The following is a 21,356-nucleotide window of genomic DNA, read 5'->3' as shown; positions in this document are numbered from 1 at the left end:
CTTAATCTTCTCCATTCCAATCGGCACCGCCCGTATAATTATCAAAGCGGGAGAATTGCCCTTGGAAGGTTAAACGCACTTTACCAATCGGCCCATTACGCTGTTTACCAATGATAATTTCAGCAATACCTTTATGCTCAGAATTGTCGTTATACACCTCATCACGGTAAATAAACATAATTAAGTCTGCATCTTGTTCAATCGAGCCTGATTCACGTAAATCCGAATTCACAGGACGTTTATCAGCTCGTTGTTCCAAACTACGGTTAAGCTGAGAAAGTGCGACCACAGGCACTTGCAACTCTTTTGCTAATGCTTTGAGGGAACGAGAAATCTCTGCAATTTCAAGGGTTCGGTTATCAGAGAACGCTGGTGCACGCATTAACTGCAAGTAGTCCACCATAATCAAGCTCAAGCCGCCATTCTCTTTATAGACACGTCTTGCACGAGAGCGAACTTCAGTTGGGGTTAAGCCTGAACTGTCATCAATAAAGATATTTTTGCGATCTTGCAAAATTGAAATCGTCGTCGATAGTTTCGCCCAATCTTCATCATCGTGCAGCTGGCCTGTACGAATTTTAGTCTGATCTACACGAGAAAGCGAGGCAAGCATACGCATCATAATTTGATCGCGAGGCATCTCAAGACTGAAAATCAGCACTGGTTTAGCAGGCTTTTTCTTCGGATTTCCATACTCATCTAAATCGTTAAGATCCTCAACATCTGATAACGCCACATTTTCACACAAATTCATCGCAAAGGTGGTTTTACCCATTGATGGGCGGGCAGCGATAATAATTAAGTCTGATGGCTGAAGACCTGCAGTTTTTTTGTTGAGATCGATAAAGCCTGTGGTCACACCTGTTAAACCACCGTTGTGGCGATTTTTCGAGAGCAATTCAATTTTTGAAAGTGTCGTCATCAACACATCATCAATATTTTGCGGCCCCTCATTGGCACTATTGCGTTTTTCAGCAATTTCAAAAACGATGCGTTCGGCTTCATCCAGCACCTCTTTTGAATCTCGACCTTTGGTATGATATGCCATTTCTGCTATTTGATTACTTGCACTAATTACACTACGTAAATCAGAACGATCGCGAACGATATCCGCATATGCCAGTATGTTCGCCGCACTTGGCGTATTTTTTGAGAGTTCGGCTAAATAAGCAAATCCACCCACATCTTGAGCTATACCCTTATCTTTCAGAGCTTGCTCTAAGGTAATGATATCAATCGGGCTATTGGCTCGCACCAAGGATTCCATTTGCTCAAAAATAACACGATGGGCATGGGTGTAAAAATCGTTTGCTTGAATACGCTCAACCACATTATCCCATTGATCGTTGCTGAGCATAATCCCGCCCAATACAGCTTGTTCCGCCTCAATTGAATGGGGAGCAATATTGATCTGTTCAACTTGTTTATCTTGTTTTTTTTCGTTTGATCGTGGATTGTAATCAGCCATAATTTCCTGCTTTTTAATTATCCCATCAAGGTTTTATTGGGTTCTCTCGCTATTTCTCGCACCAATTTCGGCACTAAATAACCTGAACTGATTTTTTGCAATGCTTGATAAATTTCAAAGGCTTGCTCATCTGGCAACCAGAAATGACTTGCCCCCTCAACCTTATCTAATAGATGCAAATAATAAGGTAAAACACCAACAGAAAAAAGTTTGTCGCTCAAGGCTTTTAAAATTTGTGCGTTATCATTGATGCCTTTAAGTAACACCGATTGATTCAGCAAAGTAACATCAACTCGTTTTAAATCTGCCAGTTTTTCAGCCAAAATATCATCAATCTCATTAGCGTGGTTGATGTGTGAAACCAGTACAATATTTAAGCGAGATGCTTGTAATCGTTGGCAAAATGTGTCAGTGATTCGGTTTGGAATAACCACATGAAAACGGCTGTGAATACGCAAGGTTTTAATATGCGGAATTGCCTCTAATCGAGTCAGCAACCAATCAAGTTCTTCATCTTTTGCCATCAGCGGATCACCGCCCGACAAAATAATCTCTTCCAGTTCAGTATGCTGTTCAATATACGCCAAACTCTCATGCCAAACTTGCTTACTACTTTTGACTTCGTGGTAAGGAAAATGACGGCGGAAGCAGTAGCGGCAATTCACTGCACAGCTATTTTTTAGCATAAATAACAAGCGATTATGATATTTATGCAAAATATTCGGGGCGGGGCTATGCTGCTCTTCAAGCGGATCTCGGGTAAATTCTGCCACTTGCAGAAACTCTTGTTCAGCCGACATTACTTGCAAAAACAGTGGATCTTGCGGGTTGCCTTTCTCCATTCGTTCGGCAAAACTTTTTGGCACACGCAGTGGAAACAGTTTACGTGCTAAAATCGCCTGTTCAAAATCAGCAGGATTAAGCTCAAGAAAAGTCAGCAATTTAACAGGCTCATTAAAAGCCTCGGCTAAATCTGTTAGCCATTGCGGTTTGGTTTGAACGGTATGAATTGAAATTGATTGCATAGCAATAAATAAGTAAAACGGGCGTGCTTAACACGCCCTAATATCGGAGTTTTTTGATTTTATGGCACTAAACGGCATTCAAGTGGGCTGCCATTTGATTTGACCATCACGACGGGGGACGCCTGTACGGTTTGTCCTGCCAATGCAGGGATTAAATATTGCACACCTTCAATGCAGTAACGACGATAACCATCTGTTTTTTCGATTAAGAATGGATCGATTTGACCGCCAATGCTCTTAAATTGGGCTACTTGCACATTTGCAACTTCCGCTGTTTTTTCTACCGCTTGTGCAGCACTCGCAGTTGGTTGAGCAGCTTGTTGAGTAGTTTGATTCGCTTGTGCCGCTGATGGTGTGAGCATTTCACTTAACACATAACCTGCTGCTGCCCCTGTTGCAAAACTCGCTAAACGGCTACCACCAGCTTGCTGTGCTTGAGCCTGCGGCTGAGCACTTTGAGCAGAACGCGTGTTATCAAAAGTTGCATCGTGTTGTGTTTGTTGCTGCGTATTTGTTTTTTGTTGTGAATTCATTTTCATTGGCTGAGCGGGTGCACTAATGGTGCGGCCAGAAACAGAACGAGAAGAACGCATCCCTTTTGCTTCCACAACAGATGCCACAGATAATGCTAAAATCGTTGAAAGAGTGATAAGTTTTTTCATTTTCCATCCTTTTTGAAAGAGTTTCGAATTATACCGTAAAAAAATTTAGAGATCTTTGAATATTTGCGGTATTATATGGGTCTTTTTGAGAAACCCAATAGTGGGCGACTTAATTTTGTTAATTTTTGTAAACATTGAGGAAACCATGGCTAACTATAGCACTACTGATTTCAAACCAGGTTTAAAATTTATCCAGGATGGCGAACCTTGCGTAATCGTTGAAAATGAATTCGTAAAACCAGGTAAAGGTCAAGCATTTACTCGTACTAAAATTCGTAAATTGATCTCTGGCAAAGTTTTAGAAATCAACTTCAAATCTGGCTCAACCGTTGAAGCGGCTGACGTTGTTGATTATAACTACACCTACTCATACAAAGACGAAGATTTCTGGTACTTTATGCACCCAGAAACATTCGAACAAATTTCTGTTGATGCAAAAGCATTAGGCGACAACGACAAATGGTTAGTAGACCAAGCAGAATGTATCATCACTTTATGGAATGGCTCTGCAATCTCTGTGACGCCACCAAACTTCGTAGAATTAGAAGTAACTGACACAGATCCAGGCTTAAAAGGGGATACAGCAGGTACCGGCGGTAAACCAGCAACATTAAGCACTGGTGCTGTTGTTCGTGTTCCATTATTCGTTCAAATCGGTGAAGTAATCCGCGTTGACACTCGTTCAGGCGAATATGTTTCACGTGTAAAATAATCTCATATAAGATGAAAACGGCTAGATGATAAAATCTAGCCTTTTTTTATATCATTTTTATGGATTCAAAGAAAAAGATTTATCAGTGGTACTATAACGAAGACCAGAATGTGAGCCTTCAGCACCATTTAAATAAATATTTTTTGATTGAGAACAAGCAGCAATAGAGAAAATGCTCATCAATAAAAAGATGTTTTTTTCATAGTGTTACCCTTTAACGTTAAAATAGGGTTGTCATTATAAAGACTTCTATCTTCTTTGTAAAAATAGGATTCAAAGAAAAAGTGGTCAAACAAGTAATATTTATATTGGGAAGAATATTGACAACCTATCCCTATACTATGATAAAGTCCAAATTGCTTTTTAACACAACATCAAGGAGATAAAAATGCAACAAAAACTAAAAAAACTCGCCTACTCACTAGGTCTAGCCACAACAGCATTACTTGCTTCTCATAATGCACAAGCAGAAGGACGCTTAACCATTTATTGCACAGTGCAAAATGCATTGTGTGAAGATGTAGCAAAACGTTTCTCAGAAAAATATGATGTACAAACCTCATTTACGCAAATGAGTACTGGTACAATTTTAGGCAAATTAAAAGCAGAAAAATCGAATCCGCAAGCCGATGTTTGGTATGGCGGCACAATTGAACCCCATTTCCAAGCGGCTGAATTAGGCTTATTAGAAGCATATCGCCCGAAAAATCAAGCAAACATTTTGCCACAATTCCAAAAATTGATGGCATCGGACAAAGGAAACTATACTTCGGCAACCTATATGCTAGTACTTGGCTTAGGGATAAATAGCGAAAAACTGAAAGCATTAGGGTTAGAAATGCCGAAAAAATGGGAAGATTTACTCAATCCTAAACTCGCTGGCGAAGTGCAAATCCCAGATCCTCGCTCATCTGGCACAACCTATACGATTATGGCTACCCTTATCTCACTTTGGGGGGAAGAAAAAACCTTTGATTATCTCAAAAAATTAAATGCCAACATTTCACAATATCCGAAAAGCAACCTAGTAACATCTAATCTTGTGCGTGGCGAAGTAGCAGAAAGCATTGGTTTTACACACGCCTACATTACTGAAAAAGAAAAAGGCAATCCAATTGAATATGTAATTCCAGAAGGTAAAGTGGGCTACGCATTAGGCGGAACAAGTATCGTGAAAAATGCACGCAATCTAGATAATGCTAAACTCTTTACAGACTTTGTACTTACCAAAGAGATCCAAGAATTGCCTTGGCGCAAGCATCATCTTTACCAATTACCATCCGTTATAGGTGCTGAGGTTTCACCATTGATGCCAAATGTGAAGCAATTAGATTTTGTGGAATACGATTTCGATAAATTTGGCTCAAGCGAAGAAGGAAAATATCTAATCAACAAATGGATAGAAGATGTAAAATTAGGCGATAAACTCGTAAAATAATCACAGAGACCAAATACAAGGCATTAGATATTTCTAATGCTTTGTATTCCTAAGACTCTCTTACTAAAAACATCCCTTCCCTCTGAAAAATCAAGCCATATTGTTTAATATTTGCATCATACTCTGCAATATCTGCATAAACGATAAGCGGTTGATTTTGCCAGAGAATTTGCAACTCCCAATAGCCTCCCATGTAAACTGCATTGTGTACTTCACCGATATGTTCGGCATTTGTAAGATCTTGCGATAATTTCACCGCTTCTGGGCGGATACCAAGTATGTATAGTCCATCCGCTTGCGGAAATTGATCTTCATCAACAACTAAAAGATGTTCGCCGATTTTAAGCTGATTTCCCTGTTTTTCAGCGGGCAATAAATTCACTTCACCCATAAATTTTGCCATAAACGCATTTTGAGGTTGGCGATAAAGCACTTGTGGCGAGCCTTGTTGCACGATTTCGCCTTTATTCATCACAATCACCTCATCCGAAACCGCAAAGGCTTCCGCTTGATCGTGTGTGACATAAAGGGCGGTGATGTTAAGTTTTTGCTGAAGATGGCGAATATTTTCCCGCATCACTCGGCGAAGATTAGCATCGAGATTACTCAAAGGTTCATCAAAGAGTAGCACTTTCGGTTTTAAAATCAATGAGCGTGCTAATGCCACACGTTGCTGTTGACCGCCTGAAAGTTGGTCGATCATTCGTGCTTCCAAGCCTGATAATTCCACTAAGGCGAGTGCTTCTGCGACTCTCACCTCCCTTTCTTCTTTTCCAAAACCCTGCATTTTCAGGCTATAACCCACGTTTTCCGCGACGGTTAAATGAGGAAATAAGGCGTAAGATTGGAACACTATACCGATATCGCGATCTTGTGGTGCAGCTTGAGTAATTTCGCGATTTTCCAAGAAAATTTGACCGCTTGTCGGCAGATCTAAGCCTGCGATTAGGCGAAGAATGGTGGTTTTGCCACAACCTGATGGACCAAGCAAGGTCGTCATTGAGCCTTGTTTTAAATGTAAATTAAAGCCTTTGATAACGTCGGTATTGCCGAACGATTTATGGATATTTTCTAATCTCAAATAACCTTGCATTTCACAAACCTTTACGATCTATTAATTTATTAAAGCCCAAAATTACGAGCATCATTACTACTATAAGTGTCGAGCCATATGCAACCGCCATTCCATAATCGCCATCTTCTACACGGTTTAAAATATAGGCAGTCGCCACTTGTGTATTCGGCGTAACCAAGAAGATGATCGCACTCATTGTAGTCATGGAACGAACAAAACTCGTCACCAATGCTGAAAGCAACGCTGGGCGAAGCAGTGGCAAAATAATAAACAGAAACGTTTTAAACGAGCTGACTTTAAGCGATTGTGATGCCTGTTCCAGATTTACATCAATTTGTGCTAGCCCTGCTATGGCGGAACGCATCCCAATTGGCATATTTCGCGTCACCATGGAGAGCACGATAATCACTGCTGATCCCGTGAGGTAAATCGGTGCATCATTGAATGCCATTACATAAGAAACGCCTGCTACCGTGCCTGGAATCGCAAAGCAAAGCAAAGCGATAAATTCAAAAAAGGATTTGCCTTTGAACTGTACGCGTATAGTTAAATAAGCAATCAGCACGCCAAGCAGTGCCGTAATAGGCGCAGCACAAAGTGCAAAAATCAGCGTATGAATCAGCGATGGAAAACCCCCAAAATCCAAGCCTTGCCCAAATAAACGGAGATAATGTTCGAGTGTAAAGCTGTGATTCACGCCCCAATTGACTACAAAACTGCCGAAGAAAATCGAACCGTACAAAATCGCATTAAAGGTAATCCAAACGAGCAAAATGCAAGAAATCAACCATTTTAGACCGCTTGAGAGCGGTACACGGCTGACCTGATTGCCTTTGCCCGCTAAGGTTGTATAAGAGCGTTTACCAAGCCATTGATATTGAATGAAAAAACTCGCTAATGAAAAGGCAAGCAAAATCACGCCCATCGTGCTTGCGGTGGTGTAATTAGGTTGTGAGCCCACGATATAGAAGTAGATTTGGCTTGCTAATACATCATAATTTCCGCCTAAAACAAATGGCGTGCTGAAATCGGAAAGTGATTGGATGAAAGTAATCAAAAAGGCATTCGCCAAAGCAGGTTTCAACAGCGGAAACAAAATATAGCGGAAAGTTTGGCTTGCTGAGCTTTTGAGGCTATAACTTGCCTCTTCCAAATTGGCAGGAATAAATCGCAACGCGCCTTCAATAATCATAAACGCCATTGGTGTAAGAGCAAGTGTGTGCGACAGTAAAATGCCGTTAAAGCCATAAAGCCAGTTTTTACTGATACTGAAATGTTCAACTAAAAAATGGGTGATCGTGCCATTTCTCCCCATCAATAGCACCACACCAAGCCCAACAACAAAAGGCGGGGTCACAATCGGCAAGATTGAGAATAACTTACTGATAAATTTCATTTTTTTCGCAATGCGAGTTGTGTAAAGAGCAAAGCAAAGCCCAAAGAAGGTGGAAAGTAAACCAACGCTTGCCGAAACGCTAATAGATTGCCAAATCACCTTGAACAAATGCGGTTGTTGAAAGGTTCTAAGTGCTTCATCTAGCGAAAATGTATCGTCTATATAGATAATTGCACTAAAAATCGAAAACATCGGGAAGAGAACGAAGGCACAAAGTACAATCAAGCTAGCAAGTAACGCACCGATAATAAAACGATCGCCCCGTAAAATGCCAAGCTTTGCGATGTTTTCAGTTAACAAAATAAAAATGGAGAGAAATAAAAAAAGTGTTGCATATCCAAAACTGGTTGCAGTGAGTTTGGCTGAGAGAAAAATCATCCCTAAAAAGGCGACTAAAAAGCCGATTTTTGCTTTTGGAACTTTAAAAAATAAAATTGACAATAGAGGCAAAAACCAGAGCCACGTGATATTGACGCTACGCCAGCCTACTGCAGCCAAAATTTCTTTTGAGGTGGAATCAAAAAGCCCATAGTGCAACGCCTGTGATGGAAACATGAGAAAGGCAAGCAAGGGTAAAATCAACCAAAATCGGGATTGGGTAGAAAACATCGGTATTAACGTTATATTTGCACAAAGAGAAAGCGGTTAAATTTCTTTAAAATTTTGCGAATTCTAACAGAAATTTAACCGATTGAGTAAGTTAGTTAGATGAGTATTATACTCTAAATCTACTTAAACTATATTAAACCTTAAATTTCTTAATCCCTAACAAGAATATTTAAAAATAACCTCCAAAATAAATTAATCGTCCATACGTGAAACATCATGTAACGATTCTACTCGTCGGATAGTGTGAGAACGACCACGGATTAACAGCGTTTCAGTAAATAGCATACTGCCTTTGCGATGAACACCTTTAAGCAAATCACCTGTAGTAATGCCCGTAGCGGCAAAAAGCACATTATCATCTTTCACGATCTCTTCTATTTTCAGCACTTGATTAACAAGCACTTGCATTTCCGCACAACGTGCAATCTCTTTTTCCGCTGCAAGCATATTTTCTGGCGTATTGCCTTTTACTTGATTGCGAGGAATCAGTCTGCCTTGAATCTCTCCCCCCAATGCTTGAACTGCCGCTCCTGTTACTACACCTTCTGGTGCACCTCCAATGCCGTAAACAAGGTCGATTTCGCTATCTGGTAAACAACATTGCACTGATGCAGCCACATCTCCATCAGGAATAGCAATCACACGCACGCCCAACTCTTGCACTTTTTTGATAATTTCATCGTGGCGAGGTTTAGAAAGAATCGCTACCGTCATTTGTGAAAGCAATTTGCCTTTTTTCGACGCTACACGGCGAATATTTTGTTCAAGCGGTAGATTTAGGTCAATCATTCCCTTCGCTTCGCTGTCTACCACTAATTTTTCCATATACATATCAGGTGCACGTAAGAAAGTGTTTTTTCCGCCTACAGCAAGAACCGCAATCGCCCCCGCCTGCCCCATTGCCGTCATTCGAGTACCATCAATTGGATCGACTGCAATAGCGACCTCTTCATCTTGTGGTTCAGAACGCCCTACTTTTTCACCAATATAGAGCATCGGTGCCTCATCAATTTCGCCTTCACCAATGACAATCTCACCGCGAATTTCCATTTTATTAAGCAGTGCACGCATTGCTTTTACTGCCGCATCGTCCGCCGCATTTTTATTACCCCGCCCAATCCAGTTAAATGCAGCCAGGGCGGCTGCTTCAGTCACACGAGAGAATTCAAAAGCAATTGAACGTTTCATATTAATTTTCCTCAAGTTAAACACCAAAATCAACCGCTATTCTACCAATTCGCAAACGATTTCGTTATAAAAATTTAGGAAATTTGACTCAAACAAACAAATTTCCAAAAAGTCGCGAACTTTTCAATGAAATCAATATCTTAATGATGTATACTATTTCAAAATTATCCATTTAATTTCAGAGGTAAATCTTATGTCATTAACAATTCTTGATGAATTAGAAGCAAAAATTAAACAAGCTGTTGAAACTATCCAATTACTTCAATTAGAAATTGAAGAATTAAAAGAGAAAAATGAAACAGCGAAGAAAGAAAATGAAACGTTACGCCAAGAACACGAACAATTAAAAGCTGAACAGCAAAATTTCCAAGATCGTTTACGTTCACTTTTAGGTCAAATCGAAAACGTTTAATCTTCAATCCCAACGGCTAATATTCAATTAGCCGTTTCTTTTTCGTGCTACATTTCCAATTCTTATGGCAAAACTTTATTTCTACTACTCTTCAATGAATGCGGGAAAATCCACCACGCTACTTCAATCATCTTATAACTATCAAGAACGCGGAATGAATACACTTATATACACCGCTGCCATTGACGACCGTTATGGAGTTGGTAAAGTAACTTCTCGTATCGGTATTTCTCAAGATGCTAATTTATTTAATCAAAATACACAACTTTTTGATGAAATCAAGCAAGCTCATCAATCAAAATCCTTACATTGTATTTTGGTTGATGAAGCTCAGTTTCTCACTAAAGCCCAAGTTTATCAACTTACCGATGTAGTAGATAAACTAAATATTCCCGTGCTTTGTTATGGTTTACGTACAGATTTTCAAGCCGAACTTTTTGAAGGCAGCCATTACTTACTTGCTTGGGCAGACGAATTAGAAGAACTAAAAACCATCTGCGATTGCGGTCGAAAAGCTCACTTTGTGATTAGAATGAATGAGAAAGGTGAAGCGGTAAAAGATGGCGTTCAAATCCAAATTGGTGGCAACGATACTTATCTTTCTGTTTGCCGTAAGCATTATAAAGAAAGACTAGGTTTGCTGTAACCTAAAAAAAGCATAGAAAACAAGAAATAATTTGTTCTCTATGCCTATTTTATTTTATCCCTTCGCTAAAATCTCTTTTAAAAATCTTGCTGTATGAGATTTTTTATCTTTAGCTACTTGCTCTGGCGTGCCTGTAACAATAATTTGCCCACCACCAGCCCCCCCTTCAGGGCCTAAATCTACAATCCAGTCTGCAGTTTTGATCACATCTAAATTATGCTCAATCACCACAATGGTATTACCTTGATCACGCAGTTTATGTAGAACAGAAAGAAGCTGTTTAATATCGGCAAAATGCAAGCCTGTTGTGGGTTCATCTAAAATATAAAGCGTTTTGCCTGTATCGCGTTTGGAAAGCTCAGTTGCTAATTTCACACGCTGAGCTTCACCGCCCGAAAGCGTGGTTGAAGATTGCCCTAAGCGGATATAAGAGAGCCCCACATCCATTAAGGTTTGCAATTTACGTGCAATGGCTGGAATTGCATCAAAGAACTCACGGGCTTCTTCTACCGTCATATCCAACACTTGATGGATCGTTTTGCCTTTATAACGAATTTCTAGCGTTTCACGGTTATAGCGCTTCCCTTTACAATGGTCGCAAGGCACATATACATCAGGCAAAAAGTGCATTTCCACTTTGATCACGCCATCGCCTTGGCACGCCTCACAGCGCCCGCCACGCACGTTAAAGCTAAAACGCCCTACGTTATAACCACGTGCACGTGCCTCTTGCGTGCCCGCAAAAAGCTCGCGAATTGGGGTGAATAAGCCCGTGTAAGTCGCAGGGTTTGAACGCGGAGTTCGCCCAATCGGACTTTGGTCGATATCGATGACTTTATCGAAATGTGCCAATCCTTCAATGCTGTCGTAAGGTGCAACATCAGTACGTTCCGCTCGGTTTAACGCATTTTGAGCTAACGGGAATAAGGTGTCGTTAATCAAGGTTGATTTGCCTGAACCTGAAACGCCTGTAATACAAGTAAACAAGCCTACAGGCACATCCAACTGCACTCCTTTAAGGTTATTACCTCTCGCCCCTTTTAAAGTCAGTACCTTACTTTCATCATAAGGCATACGTTTTGCGGGAATTTCAATTTTCTGTTTGCCTGATAAGAATTGCCCCGTAAGCGACTCTTCCACCTGCATAATTTCTTCTGCTGTTCCCTGTGCGATCACATTACCGCCGTGTACGCCTGCACCCGGCCCAATATCCACGATATGATCAGCAGCACGAATTGCATCCTCATCATGTTCAACCACAATCACCGTATTGCCTAAATTACGCAGATGAATCAATGTGTTTAACAAACGTTCGTTGTCGCGTTGATGCAAACCGATGGAAGGTTCATCCAACACATACATCACGCCCACTAAGCCTGCACCAATTTGGCTTGCTAAACGGATACGCTGTGCCTCACCACCCGAAAGCGTTTCTGCTGAACGAGAAAGGGAGAGATAATTCAAGCCTACATTGACAAGGAAGGATAAACGCTCACGAATTTCTTTCAGAATTTTCTCCGCAATTTTGGCTCGCTGACCTGAAAGCTCAAGTGCTTCAAAAAATTCCAATGCTTCACCAATTGATTTCTCTGCCACCATTGGCAAATTAGTTTTATCTAAGAAAACGTAGCGAGCCTCGCGGCGTAAGCGTGAACCACTACAGTCTAAACACGGGCGATTGTTGATATATTTCGCCAACTCTTCCCGTACCGCATTCGATTCGGTCTCTTTATAACGGCGAGCCATATTGTTTAACACACCCTCAAATGCGTGCTTGCGTTTAATCTTATCGCCTCGATCGTTCACATAAACAAACTCAATTTCCTCTTTCGAGCCATTCAAAATGATGTTTTGGAATTTCTTGCTTAACTGGCTAAACGGAGCTTCTATATCAAAACCGTAATGATCCGATACCGATTTCAATAAACCAAAATAGTAGAAACTTCTGCGATCCCAGCCCTTAATTGCACCGCTTGCAAGCGATACATCAGGATTTTGCACCACTTTATTGGAGTCAAAAAACTGCTCTACGCCCAAGCCATCACAAGTTGGACATGCACCCGCAGGGTTGTTGAATGAGAACAAGCGAGGCTCTAGCTCGTGCAACGAATAACCACAATGCGGACAAGCAAAGGAAGAAGAGAAAATTAATTCTTCCGCATTAGGATCGTCCATATCCGCAATCACTGCGGTTGAGCCAGATAAATCTAATGCCGTTTCAAATGATTCCGCCAAACGCGTTTTAATATCTTCACGCACTTTAAAACGATCTACCACCACTTCAATAGTGTGCTTTTTCTGTAATTCTAACTTCGGTGGATCAGACAAATCGCAAATTTCGCCATCAATACGGGCTCGAATGTAACCATTAGCGGTCAAATTTTCTAAAAGTTTTACATGCTCGCCTTTGCGATCTTTCACCACTGGTGCAAGCAACATCAAGCGTTTACCTTCGGGCTCTTCCAAGACACGATCGACCATTTGTGAAATGGTTTGAGCTGTAAGCGGAATATCATGATCAGGGCAACGCGGTTCGCCCACACGAGCAAATAATAAACGCAGATAATCGTGAATTTCAGTGACCGTACCCACTGTTGAACGAGGGTTGTGAGAAGTCGATTTCTGCTCAATGGAAATCGCAGGCGAAAGCCCTTCAATATGATCCACATCGGGCTTTTCCATCAAAGAGAGAAATTGGCGGGCATAGGCAGAAAGGCTCTCTACATAGCGACGTTGCCCTTCAGCATAGAGCGTATCAAATGCCAAAGAAGACTTGCCCGAACCAGACAAGCCAGTAATAACGATAAATTTATCTCGCGGTAAAATCAGGTTGATATTTTTTAGGTTATGGGTTCTCGCCCCACGAATGTCGATTTGCTTCATACGATCCCTTAAAAGTATGGGTGGGAATGTTTCCACATTATATACTAAAAATAACGCTGTACAAAATATCAGTTTATTCTAGCTTTTTTCTTTTAAAGCGGTTAAAATGCTACTCAATTTTACTAATATGAAAAGCTTAGAGGATTTTATGGCTGGAGTAAATAAAGTAATTATCGTGGGCAATTTAGGCAACGATCCTGAAATGCGCACCATGCCAAATGGTGAAGCAGTGGCAAACATTAGCGTCGCAACCAGTGAAAGCTGGACAGATAAAAACACAGGCGAACGCCGTGAAGTGACTGAATGGCACCGTATAGTGTTATATCGCCGCCAAGCAGAAGTGGCAGGTCAATACCTTCGCAAAGGTTCGAAAGTGTATGTAGAAGGTCGTTTACGTACCCGTAAATGGCAAGACCAAAATGGTCAAGATCGCTACACAACTGAAATCCAAGGTGATGTGCTACAAATGTTAGACAGCCGTAATAGTCAAGGTAGTGATTTTGGTGGTAACACTGGTGGCTGGAATCAATCTAACAACCAAAGTGGTAACTGGAACCAAGCACCAGCATCAAATAACTACAACCAAGGTAATAGTTACAATAACAACTATTCACAAACATCACCAAAACCTGCGGCGAAACCAGTACAAGCTGAACCACCAATGGATAATTTTGATGATGATATTCCGTTTTAATCAATAAACAACACATTAAGGATATTTCATGAAAATTAGTGCAAGAAACCAATTAAAAGGTAAAGTTGTTTCAATTGAAACAGGTTCTGTAAATGCCATCGTACATATTGATATTGGTGGTGGTAATGTGATTTCTTCAACTATTTCTATCTCTGCGGTAAAGGAACTCGACTTAGAAGTAGGTAAAGAAGCTTATGCTATCATTAAAGCAACATCTGTAATGGTTGGCGTAGAATAACCCTTTGCTTAATACTACAAAAAACCTCGCAGTCTAAATGATTTGCGAGGTTTTCTTTTTGTTTAAATAAGCAACTGAATTGGCATAGTAGATAAAATTATTACTCAAAACCACCTAAAAATTGATACCTGAACATCATTATAAATAATGACCTTTTTATCGTTATGCTGGTATTTTATTACCAATGGATTTAAACATAAATAAAGTCATTTCATATCATCTTTTGTGATTACTTATCTGTGAAAACGATACTGAGCTTTAACAAACTCAGCAACTGCTTGTATTACTATGCAATGAAATACTCTAATGCTAAGAACCTAACCGTACTTGCGTAAAAACCTGCTTATCTTCCCACCTCACCATCGTGAGATGATTGCCCCACGCACAGCCTGTATCTAACGCATAAATATTTGGACGAGCACATTTTCCCATTAGACTTGCCCAATGCCCAAAGATAATATTTTGCTGTTTAAATAAAGGATTATCCAATTCAAACCACGCTTTTAATTCGGCTGGAGCATCTTCAATTGGCAATTTGCAAGTAAAATCTAACCGCTTGTCTAAGTAGCAGAAACGCATTCGAGTAAATACATTAACAATATAACGCCAGCGATCAATGCCCTGTAAATTGTTATCCCAATGATCAGGGTGATTCTCGTACATTTGAGCGATGTAATTAGCATAATTTTCGCTCTTTAACAAAGCTTCCGCTTCTCTTGCACACTGAGTTGCCGTAGATAAGTCCCATTCTGGGCTAATGCCTGCATGCACAAGCAGAAAGCCATACTTTGGGTGTTGCACCATAAGCGGTTGATTTCTGAGCCAATTTTGCAATTCATCACGATCTGGTGCCTTAAAAATCGGTTCAACTTTATCCGAAGGCTTAACCCGTTTTATGCCTAACAAGGTAGAAAGAAGATGCAAATCGTGGTTACCTAGCACAGTTTGTGCTTTTTCGCCTAAATTTTTTACGAAACGTAAACAAGCTAACGAATCATCACCACGAGCAACTAAATCACCCGTGAGCCAAATTTCATCTTGTTTTTCATCAAACTGGGCTTTTTCTAACAGCATTTGAAACTCTTTGAAACAGCCATGTAAGTCGCCTACGATATAAGTTGCCATATTATTCTTCCTTCTTCGTTTCTTTTGCTCGCTTCTGCTCTAACCGTCTTTTTTTAAAAAATGTACTCATTTTCTGGCTACATCTTTCTCGAAGTAACCCGCCTCGAATTTCAAGCAAGTGGTTCATTTTGAAATCTTCAAACAGATGAAAACGGGAGCCAATAGCACCTGTTTTATAGTCATTTGCCCCAAACACTAATCGCCCAATACGGCTATGCAGAATCGCACCTGCACACATCGTGCATGGTTCTAGTGTAACATAAAGTGTACAATCAAGCAGACGGTAATTTTGTAAAGATTGCCCTGCTTCACGAATCGCTAACATTTCTGCGTGAGCAGTGGGATCATTAAGCAAAATAGATTGATTCCAGCCTTCGCCAATTTTATTGCCCTCTTTATCAACTAACACCGCTCCAACGGGAATTTCGCCTATGGCTTCGGCTTTATCAGCAAGGTCCAAGGCATATTCTAACCAAAATTTGTCTTGTTCGGAATAATCTAGCGTACAGCTATTTTGAGTGGATTGAATGAACATAGTTAAAAATCTGTGTCATCTGGTTACAAAAACAGCCCCAATGGGGCTGTTTCAATGTGTATAGACTAAGGCTATAAATTAACGACGACCACGATCGTTAAAACGTTTCTCTTTAAAACCGCCTTTTTTGCGGTCGTTAAAACCACGATCACGACGTCGATCATTACGTTCACCACGGCCTCGTCCTTCAAACGGTTGGCTGTTTGCACCATCAACAGGACCTAACAGCGACATCTGCATTTGCTTGTTCAACACGCGTGCTTTTTGGGCAAAGTGTTGCACCAAGTGGTTTGGCATACCTTGCGGAAGCTCGATGGTTGAATAAGTATCGTGCAATTTAATGTGGCCAATGAAACGGCTACTAATATCCCCTTCGTTGGCAATTGCCCCCACGATATGACGCACTTCTACGCCATCTTCACGACCTAATTCGATACGATATAAATCCATCGCTACGCCTGTGCCTTCGCGTTGTTCGCGTCCACTGCGGCGATCATCACGGCGATCACCACGTTCATTGCGGTCACGGCGACCACGTTCGCGACTTGGTTTAACCACTGGATCTGGAGGAAGAATCAGTTTTTGTTTTTCTTGAAGTAACATCATCATTGCAGCAGCAAGTTCTTCGTGATCTTGATCTCCAGTAAATAAATCTTCCAATAATGCACGATATTTTTCTAAATCATGGTGCTCTAATTGTGATTCAATACGTGCTTTGAATTTCTCACGGCGCTTTGCCATTAGAATTTCGTGGTTTGGAATCGCCACTTCATCTATTGGTTTCTTGATAAGATGCTCAATGTTGCGTAATAAACGACGCTCACGTGGTTCAACAAATAACAATGCACGACCAGAACGACCTGCACGACCTGTACGACCAATACGGTGTACGTAAGATTCTGCATCAAGCGGAATATCGTAGTTTACCACAAGGCTGATGCGTTCAATGTCGATACCACGTGCAGCTACGTCTGTTGCCACTAAAATATCTAAACGACCTGATTTTAGTTTATCTAAAGTCTGCTCACGGGCTTGTTGGGTCATATCACCGTTTAACGCTGCAGTGCGATAGCCGTTGCGTTCGCAAAGTTCCGTAATATCGATAGTGCCTGTTTTGGTGCGAGTAAAAATAATCGCTGCATCAAACTCCTCCACTTCTAAGAAACGTAGTAATGCATCATTTTTACGGAAACCGTTTACCATCCAATAGCTTTGAGTAATGTCTGGTGCTGAACGCTGAGTCGCTTTGATTTTCACTTCTTGCGGATCGTTCATAAAGCGTTTGGTAATACGGCGAATTGGCTCAGGCATTGTCGCAGAGAATAGTGCCGTTTGGTGCTGTTCTGGTAATTCTGCCATCACCGTTTCAACATCATCAATAAAGCCCATACGCAACATTTCGTCCGCTTCATCTAATACGATGAATTTAAGTTGTGAAAGATTTAATGTACCGCGATTGATATGGTCAAGAATACGACCTGGTGTGCCCACCACTACTTGTGAGCCTTGTTTTAACGCACGAAGTTGAATGTCGTAACGTTGTCCACCATAAACGGTCACAACACGAACACCTTTCATATTTTTAGTAAATTGCTCACACGCGTCTGCTACTTGAATCGCAAGTTCGCGAGTTGGTGCCATCACTAACATTTGTGGATGGCGAGCTTCAGGATCAATTTGTGCAAGAAGAGGAAGAGAGAACGCTGCCGTTTTACCACTGCCTGTTTGTGCCATACCTAGTACATCGCGACCATTTAATAAATGTGGAATACACTCTTGTTGGATCGGCGATGGGGTCACAAAACCCATATCGTTTACAGCATCAAGGATAGATTGTGGTAAGCCTAAATCGGCAAAAGTCATTGTTGTTTCAGTCATAAAATTCCAAATAAAAAGGAAGTTCCTTCAATCAATTTGAAGAAACGAGTCAAAATAATATTGTTGAGCTTTAGGCAAGAAAAATAAATAGAAAGCAAACCAATGCTTTTTATAACTTGTCATTTGAGTATAGCAGTTAAATTTGCATAATTTTTTGCAAATTCGACCGCTTGCGTCCCTAATTATCCCCAACAACGGTGGGTGTTTGAACATTATTGATGCTTTCGTTATTACGAAGCTGTGAGAGTTCAAACAAGGCAAAACGATACTCAACAAAGTTAAACACTTGATTTGCTAAAGCAAGACGGAAGAGACTGATTGCCTCATCTTTTTGATTCAATTTGAGTTTTTGTTTTGCTAAATAAAAGTAAGTTTCGGTAAGCATTTCCGCATAAGCTGCCGTATTTGGCTGAGCTTGTGTTTCCATTTTCTTCCGAAGTTGTTTCAATGAGATATTACCTAAAAAATAATCCACCACATTTTTACCCCAAAATTCATCAGAGATTTTTTTAGCACGAGCAATTAAATTATTTTTTGCTTCTTGTGGAGTTAACTCCAACTCATTGAAATAAAGCCATAAAACACGGTATGGGTCAGCGGGATTTTCATTATAAAAATGCAATAAATCACGCTGAGCTTCTGAATATCGGCCGCTGTAATAAAATGCTAAACCTCGGTTGAGGTAGGTATAAGCATAATCAGGATCTAAATCTAACACCGCATTGAAGGCATCAACCGAGCTATCGTAATCATCTTCTAACAACAGATATAAACCCATATAGTTATAGGCAGCTGTCATTTTCTGATTAAGCGAAATGGCTTGGTTGAAATCATAACGTGCAAGCGACCACAATCCCAAGCTATCGTAAATCACACCCCGCTCAAAATAGAGATCTGCACGGTCATCGTCCGTTAATTTTGCTTCTTGCAACACTTGGGTTAAACGTACAATCATCACTTCTTGATCAAAACGAAGTTGCGGATTTAACTCAGCTAACGCCAATTTATCTGTTGAAATCATTTCTGATGAACGGTTAGCACAACCTGCCAGAAATAAAATAATAAATAAACCGAGTGAAAAAAAACGAAAAATTTTAGTCTGTTGTAACATAAGTAATAAACAGCCTTAAAGTCACTACCCTAGAAAATAAGCCCTAGAAAATAGCTAAAAATGATCAACCCCTTGTTGCCAAGAGGTTGATCGATAAGCTGGTTATTCAGCTTGTTCTTCAACTTGAATTGCAACTTCCGCTTCTGCGTTGTTTACATCTTTCATTGTTAAACGAATGCGGTTTTGACGGTCAATTTCAACCACTTTTACCATCACTTCCTGTCCTACTGAAAGGTAATCTGCAACACGTTCAACACGTTCATCTGTGATCTGTGAAATGTGAACCAGACCTTCTTTGCCGCCTAGAATCGAAACAAATGCACCGAAATCAACCACTCGAGTCACTTTACCTTTATAAATTGCATTCACTTCCACTTCTGCCACAATTTCTTCGATACGAGCCATAACAGTTTTCGCTGCATTGTTGTCCGTTGCTGCAATTTTTACTGTACCATCGTCGTCAATGTCGATTGATGTGCCAGTTTCTTCAGTTAATGCACGAATAGTTGCACCACCTTTACCAATCACATCTTTGATTTTCTTCGGATCAATTTTCATTGTATGAATACGCGGTGCGTAGTCTGAAATATCCGCACGCGGAGCTGGAATTGCCTGTTCCATCACGTTTAAGATGTGCATACGTGCACCTTTCGCTTGGTTCAATGCAATTTGCATAATTTCAGGGGTAATACCTTCAATTTTGATGTCCATTTGAAGTGCAGTCACACCTTCACGTGTACCCGCCACTTTAAAGTCCATATCGCCTAAATGATCCTCATCACCTAAAATATCTGAAAGCACTACAAATTTCTCTTCTTCTTTTACCAAGCCCATTGCGATACCTGCAACTGCTGCTTTAATTGGCACACCCGCATCCATTAACGCAAGAGAAGCACCACACACAGATGCCATCGAAGATGAACCGTTAGATTCTGTGATTTCAGACACCACACGCACCACATACGGGAACTCTTCAGCACTTGGCATTACCGCTAACACACCTCGTTTTGCTAAACGACCGTGACCGATTTCACGACGTTTTGGCGAACCGATACGACCTGTTTCACCCACTGAGTATGGAGGGAAGTTGTAGTGGAATAAGAAGCGGTCTGATTTCTCGCCGGTTAATTCATCAATGATTTGTGCGTCGCGTTCTGTACCTAAAGTTGCCACTGCTAATGCTTGAGTTTCGCCACGAGTAAAGATTGCTGAACCGTGAGTGCGTGGTAATACGCCTGTGCAGATATCTAATGCACGCACGGTATCAACGGTACGACCATCAATACGAGGTTCGCCTGCAATGATACGGCTACGTACGATTTGGCTTTCCAATGCAGTAATAATATCAATAATTGCACCTTCAGAAAGGGTTTCATCTTCTACGGTTAAAGTAGCAATTACTTCTGCTTTGATAGTGTCGATTTGTTCGTAACGTGCTTGTTTTTCAGTGATACGATAAGCATCACCGATACGGCTTTCTGCCAACGCTTTCACTTTGTTGATCAAATCTGTATTTGGCTCTGGTGCAACCCAATCCCAGCGTGGTTTGCCTGCTTCTTTTACGAATTCTTTGATGTTCTCAATCACCACTTGTTGTTGTTGATGACCGAATACCACCGCTGAAAGCATTTGCTCTTCCGTTAAAATATCCGCTTCAGATTCCACCATTAACACCGCTTTGTCTGTACCTGCCACAACTAAGTCTAAACGGCTTAATTTTTGTTCTGAAGTGGTTGGGTTTAATACGAATTGATCGTTAATGAAGCCAACGCGAGCTGCACCGATAGGCCCATTGAAAGGTACGCCAGAAAGTGAAAGTGCTGCTGATGCACCAATCATTGCGACTAAGTCTGGGCTGATTTGAGGGTTAACAGAAACAACTGTTGCAATCACTTGAATTTCGTTGAAAAAACCTTCAGGAAAAAGTGGGCGAACTGGGCGGTCGATTAAACGAGCTACTAATGTTTCGCCTTCAGATGGACGACCTTCACGTTTGAAAAAACCACCAGGGATACGACCCGCTGCGTAAGTGCGCTCTTGGTAATCAACGGTTAAAGGGAAGAAATCTTGACCTTCTTTAACCTCTTTTTTTGCCACAACAGTCACGAAAACTGTTGTATCATCCATACTTGCCATTACTGCCGCCGTTGCTTGGCGTGCAATTGCACCTGTTTCTAAGGTCACAGTATGCTGACCATATTTAAATTGTCTTACAATTGGAGTCATAACTAAATCCTTCAAATAAAATTAAAATTTAGTTT

The 21,356-nt window shown here is 40.8% G+C and carries 18 protein-coding genes; 6 read left to right on the top strand and 12 right to left on the bottom strand.

From position 1 onward, the window contains the following. Window position 1: 1 nt before the first annotated feature. Genes B0185_RS01440 through B0185_RS01430 form a run of 3 tightly spaced genes read right to left on the bottom strand, consistent with a single transcriptional unit; the run spans window position 2 to window position 3,155 of the window. A complete protein-coding gene (locus B0185_RS01440) occupies window positions 2–1,468 on the bottom strand; it encodes a replicative DNA helicase (RefSeq protein WP_005705818.1) in 1,467 nt (488 codons plus the stop codon). Between the two features lie 17 nt (window positions 1,469–1,485). Next, window positions 1,486–2,493 (bottom strand): EF-P beta-lysylation protein EpmB, encoded by a 1,008-nt coding sequence (gene epmB / locus B0185_RS01435; protein WP_005705684.1) that lies wholly within the window; start codon window positions 2,491–2,493, stop codon window positions 1,486–1,488. A 59-nt stretch (window positions 2,494–2,552) separates the two neighbouring features. Then, the gene (locus B0185_RS01430; RefSeq protein WP_005705836.1) at window positions 2,553–3,155 is read right to left on the bottom strand and encodes a hypothetical protein; all 603 of its coding nucleotides are present in this window, start codon (window positions 3,153–3,155) and stop codon (window positions 2,553–2,555) included. Between the two features lie 145 nt (window positions 3,156–3,300). Between B0185_RS01430 and efp the strand changes: the two genes are divergently transcribed. Both efp and B0185_RS01420 read left to right on the top strand, forming a co-directional pair. Beyond that, a complete protein-coding gene (efp, locus tag B0185_RS01425; protein WP_005705817.1) occupies window positions 3,301–3,867 on the top strand; it encodes an elongation factor P in 567 nt (188 codons plus the stop codon). 388 nt (window positions 3,868–4,255) lie between these two features. After that, window positions 4,256–5,305 carry an ABC transporter substrate-binding protein gene (locus B0185_RS01420; RefSeq protein WP_005705849.1) on the top strand — a complete coding sequence of 350 codons (1,050 nt, stop codon included), beginning with the start codon at window positions 4,256–4,258 and terminating at the stop codon, window positions 5,303–5,305. Window positions 5,306–5,354: 49 nt separating this feature from the next. On the opposite strand, the gene B0185_RS01415 is transcribed toward B0185_RS01420, so the two are convergent. The 3 genes from B0185_RS01415 to glpX form a co-directional block, all read right to left on the bottom strand. After that, window positions 5,355–6,398 (bottom strand): ATP-binding cassette domain-containing protein, encoded by a 1,044-nt coding sequence (locus B0185_RS01415; RefSeq protein ID WP_005705795.1) that lies wholly within the window; start codon window positions 6,396–6,398, stop codon window positions 5,355–5,357. A gap of 1 nt (window position 6,399) precedes the next feature. Next, window positions 6,400–8,385 (bottom strand): ABC transporter permease, encoded by a 1,986-nt coding sequence (locus B0185_RS01410; RefSeq protein ID WP_005705760.1) that lies wholly within the window; start codon window positions 8,383–8,385, stop codon window positions 6,400–6,402. 192 nt (window positions 8,386–8,577) lie between these two features. Beyond that, entirely contained in the window at window positions 8,578–9,573 is a 996-nt protein-coding gene (glpX, locus tag B0185_RS01405) for a class II fructose-bisphosphatase (protein WP_005705702.1), read from the bottom strand. 193 nt (window positions 9,574–9,766) lie between these two features. On the opposite strand from glpX, the gene zapB reads away from it, so the two are divergent. Both zapB and B0185_RS01395 read left to right on the top strand, forming a co-directional pair. Next, complete coding sequence (zapB, locus tag B0185_RS01400; protein ID WP_005705723.1) at window positions 9,767–9,985, top strand: cell division protein ZapB; 219 nt, start codon at window positions 9,767–9,769, stop codon at window positions 9,983–9,985. Window positions 9,986–10,049: 64 nt separating this feature from the next. Beyond that, entirely contained in the window at window positions 10,050–10,631 is a 582-nt protein-coding gene (locus tag B0185_RS01395) for a thymidine kinase (RefSeq protein WP_005705612.1), read from the top strand. 54 nt (window positions 10,632–10,685) lie between these two features. Here the strand turns inward: B0185_RS01395 and uvrA are convergent, their stop codons facing one another. Then, complete coding sequence (gene uvrA / locus B0185_RS01390) at window positions 10,686–13,514, bottom strand: excinuclease ABC subunit UvrA (protein ID WP_005705678.1); 2,829 nt, start codon at window positions 13,512–13,514, stop codon at window positions 10,686–10,688. A 148-nt stretch (window positions 13,515–13,662) separates the two neighbouring features. On the opposite strand from uvrA, the gene B0185_RS01385 reads away from it, so the two are divergent. Further along, window positions 13,663–14,208: a single-stranded DNA-binding protein gene (locus B0185_RS01385; RefSeq protein WP_005705802.1), complete on the top strand. Its 546-nt coding sequence runs from the start codon at window positions 13,663–13,665 to the stop codon at window positions 14,206–14,208. 28 nt (window positions 14,209–14,236) lie between these two features. Next, entirely contained in the window at window positions 14,237–14,446 is a 210-nt protein-coding gene (locus B0185_RS01380; protein WP_005705596.1) for a TOBE domain-containing protein, read from the top strand. A gap of 309 nt (window positions 14,447–14,755) precedes the next feature. Here the strand turns inward: B0185_RS01380 and apaH are convergent, their stop codons facing one another. The 5 genes from apaH to pnp form a co-directional block, all read right to left on the bottom strand. Further along, window positions 14,756–15,571, bottom strand: a complete 816-nt coding sequence (apaH, locus tag B0185_RS01375; protein WP_005705791.1) for a bis(5'-nucleosyl)-tetraphosphatase (symmetrical) ApaH — start codon at window positions 15,569–15,571, stop codon at window positions 14,756–14,758. 1 nt (window position 15,572) lies between these two features. Next, window positions 15,573–16,106 carry a tRNA adenosine(34) deaminase TadA gene (tadA, locus tag B0185_RS01370; protein ID WP_005705828.1) on the bottom strand — a complete coding sequence of 178 codons (534 nt, stop codon included), beginning with the start codon at window positions 16,104–16,106 and terminating at the stop codon, window positions 15,573–15,575. Between the two features lie 78 nt (window positions 16,107–16,184). Continuing rightward, window positions 16,185–17,984, bottom strand: a complete 1,800-nt coding sequence (locus tag B0185_RS01365) for a DEAD/DEAH box helicase (RefSeq protein WP_005705743.1) — start codon at window positions 17,982–17,984, stop codon at window positions 16,185–16,187. Between the two features lie 178 nt (window positions 17,985–18,162). Continuing rightward, a complete protein-coding gene (gene nlpI / locus B0185_RS01360) occupies window positions 18,163–19,095 on the bottom strand; it encodes a lipoprotein NlpI (RefSeq protein WP_005705616.1) in 933 nt (310 codons plus the stop codon). 102 nt (window positions 19,096–19,197) lie between these two features. Continuing rightward, window positions 19,198–21,321, bottom strand: a complete 2,124-nt coding sequence (gene pnp, locus B0185_RS01355) for a polyribonucleotide nucleotidyltransferase (protein WP_005705697.1) — start codon at window positions 21,319–21,321, stop codon at window positions 19,198–19,200. Between the last annotated feature and the right edge of the window lie 35 nt (window positions 21,322–21,356).

The sequence above is a fragment of the Haemophilus parahaemolyticus genome, assembly GCF_002015035.1.
Classification (GTDB): domain Bacteria; phylum Pseudomonadota; class Gammaproteobacteria; order Enterobacterales; family Pasteurellaceae; genus Haemophilus_A; species Haemophilus_A parahaemolyticus.
Note: the sequence above shows the minus strand (reverse complement) of the source record. Positions and strands in the feature narration are given on the sequence as shown.

Excerpts from the sequence above, each read along its gene's own strand:
- B0185_RS01410 (WP_005705760.1), bottom strand. The coding sequence starts at position 8,385 with ATGTTTTCTACCCAATCCCGATTTTGGTTGATTTTACCCTTGCTTGCC.
- B0185_RS01365 (WP_005705743.1), bottom strand. The coding sequence starts at position 17,984 with ATGACTGAAACAACAATGACTTTTGCCGATTTAGGCTTACCACAATCT.
- B0185_RS01395 (WP_005705612.1), top strand. The coding sequence starts at position 10,050 with ATGGCAAAACTTTATTTCTACTACTCTTCAATGAATGCGGGAAAATCC.
- apaH (WP_005705791.1), bottom strand. The coding sequence starts at position 15,571 with ATGGCAACTTATATCGTAGGCGACTTACATGGCTGTTTCAAAGAGTTT.
- uvrA (WP_005705678.1), bottom strand. The coding sequence starts at position 13,514 with ATGAAGCAAATCGACATTCGTGGGGCGAGAACCCATAACCTAAAAAAT.
- efp (WP_005705817.1), top strand. The coding sequence starts at position 3,301 with ATGGCTAACTATAGCACTACTGATTTCAAACCAGGTTTAAAATTTATC.
- B0185_RS01385 (WP_005705802.1), top strand. The coding sequence starts at position 13,663 with ATGGCTGGAGTAAATAAAGTAATTATCGTGGGCAATTTAGGCAACGAT.
- B0185_RS01380 (WP_005705596.1), top strand. The coding sequence starts at position 14,237 with ATGAAAATTAGTGCAAGAAACCAATTAAAAGGTAAAGTTGTTTCAATT.
- tadA (WP_005705828.1), bottom strand. The coding sequence starts at position 16,106 with ATGTTCATTCAATCCACTCAAAATAGCTGTACGCTAGATTATTCCGAA.
- pnp (WP_005705697.1), bottom strand. The coding sequence starts at position 21,321 with ATGACTCCAATTGTAAGACAATTTAAATATGGTCAGCATACTGTGACC.
- glpX (WP_005705702.1), bottom strand. The coding sequence starts at position 9,573 with ATGAAACGTTCAATTGCTTTTGAATTCTCTCGTGTGACTGAAGCAGCC.
- B0185_RS01420 (WP_005705849.1), top strand. The coding sequence starts at position 4,256 with ATGCAACAAAAACTAAAAAAACTCGCCTACTCACTAGGTCTAGCCACA.
- B0185_RS01415 (WP_005705795.1), bottom strand. The coding sequence starts at position 6,398 with ATGCAAGGTTATTTGAGATTAGAAAATATCCATAAATCGTTCGGCAAT.
- zapB (WP_005705723.1), top strand. The coding sequence starts at position 9,767 with ATGTCATTAACAATTCTTGATGAATTAGAAGCAAAAATTAAACAAGCT.
- B0185_RS01430 (WP_005705836.1), bottom strand. The coding sequence starts at position 3,155 with ATGAAAAAACTTATCACTCTTTCAACGATTTTAGCATTATCTGTGGCA.
- epmB (WP_005705684.1), bottom strand. The coding sequence starts at position 2,493 with ATGCAATCAATTTCAATTCATACCGTTCAAACCAAACCGCAATGGCTA.
- B0185_RS01440 (WP_005705818.1), bottom strand. The coding sequence starts at position 1,468 with ATGGCTGATTACAATCCACGATCAAACGAAAAAAAACAAGATAAACAA.
- nlpI (WP_005705616.1), bottom strand. The coding sequence starts at position 19,095 with ATGTTACAACAGACTAAAATTTTTCGTTTTTTTTCACTCGGTTTATTT.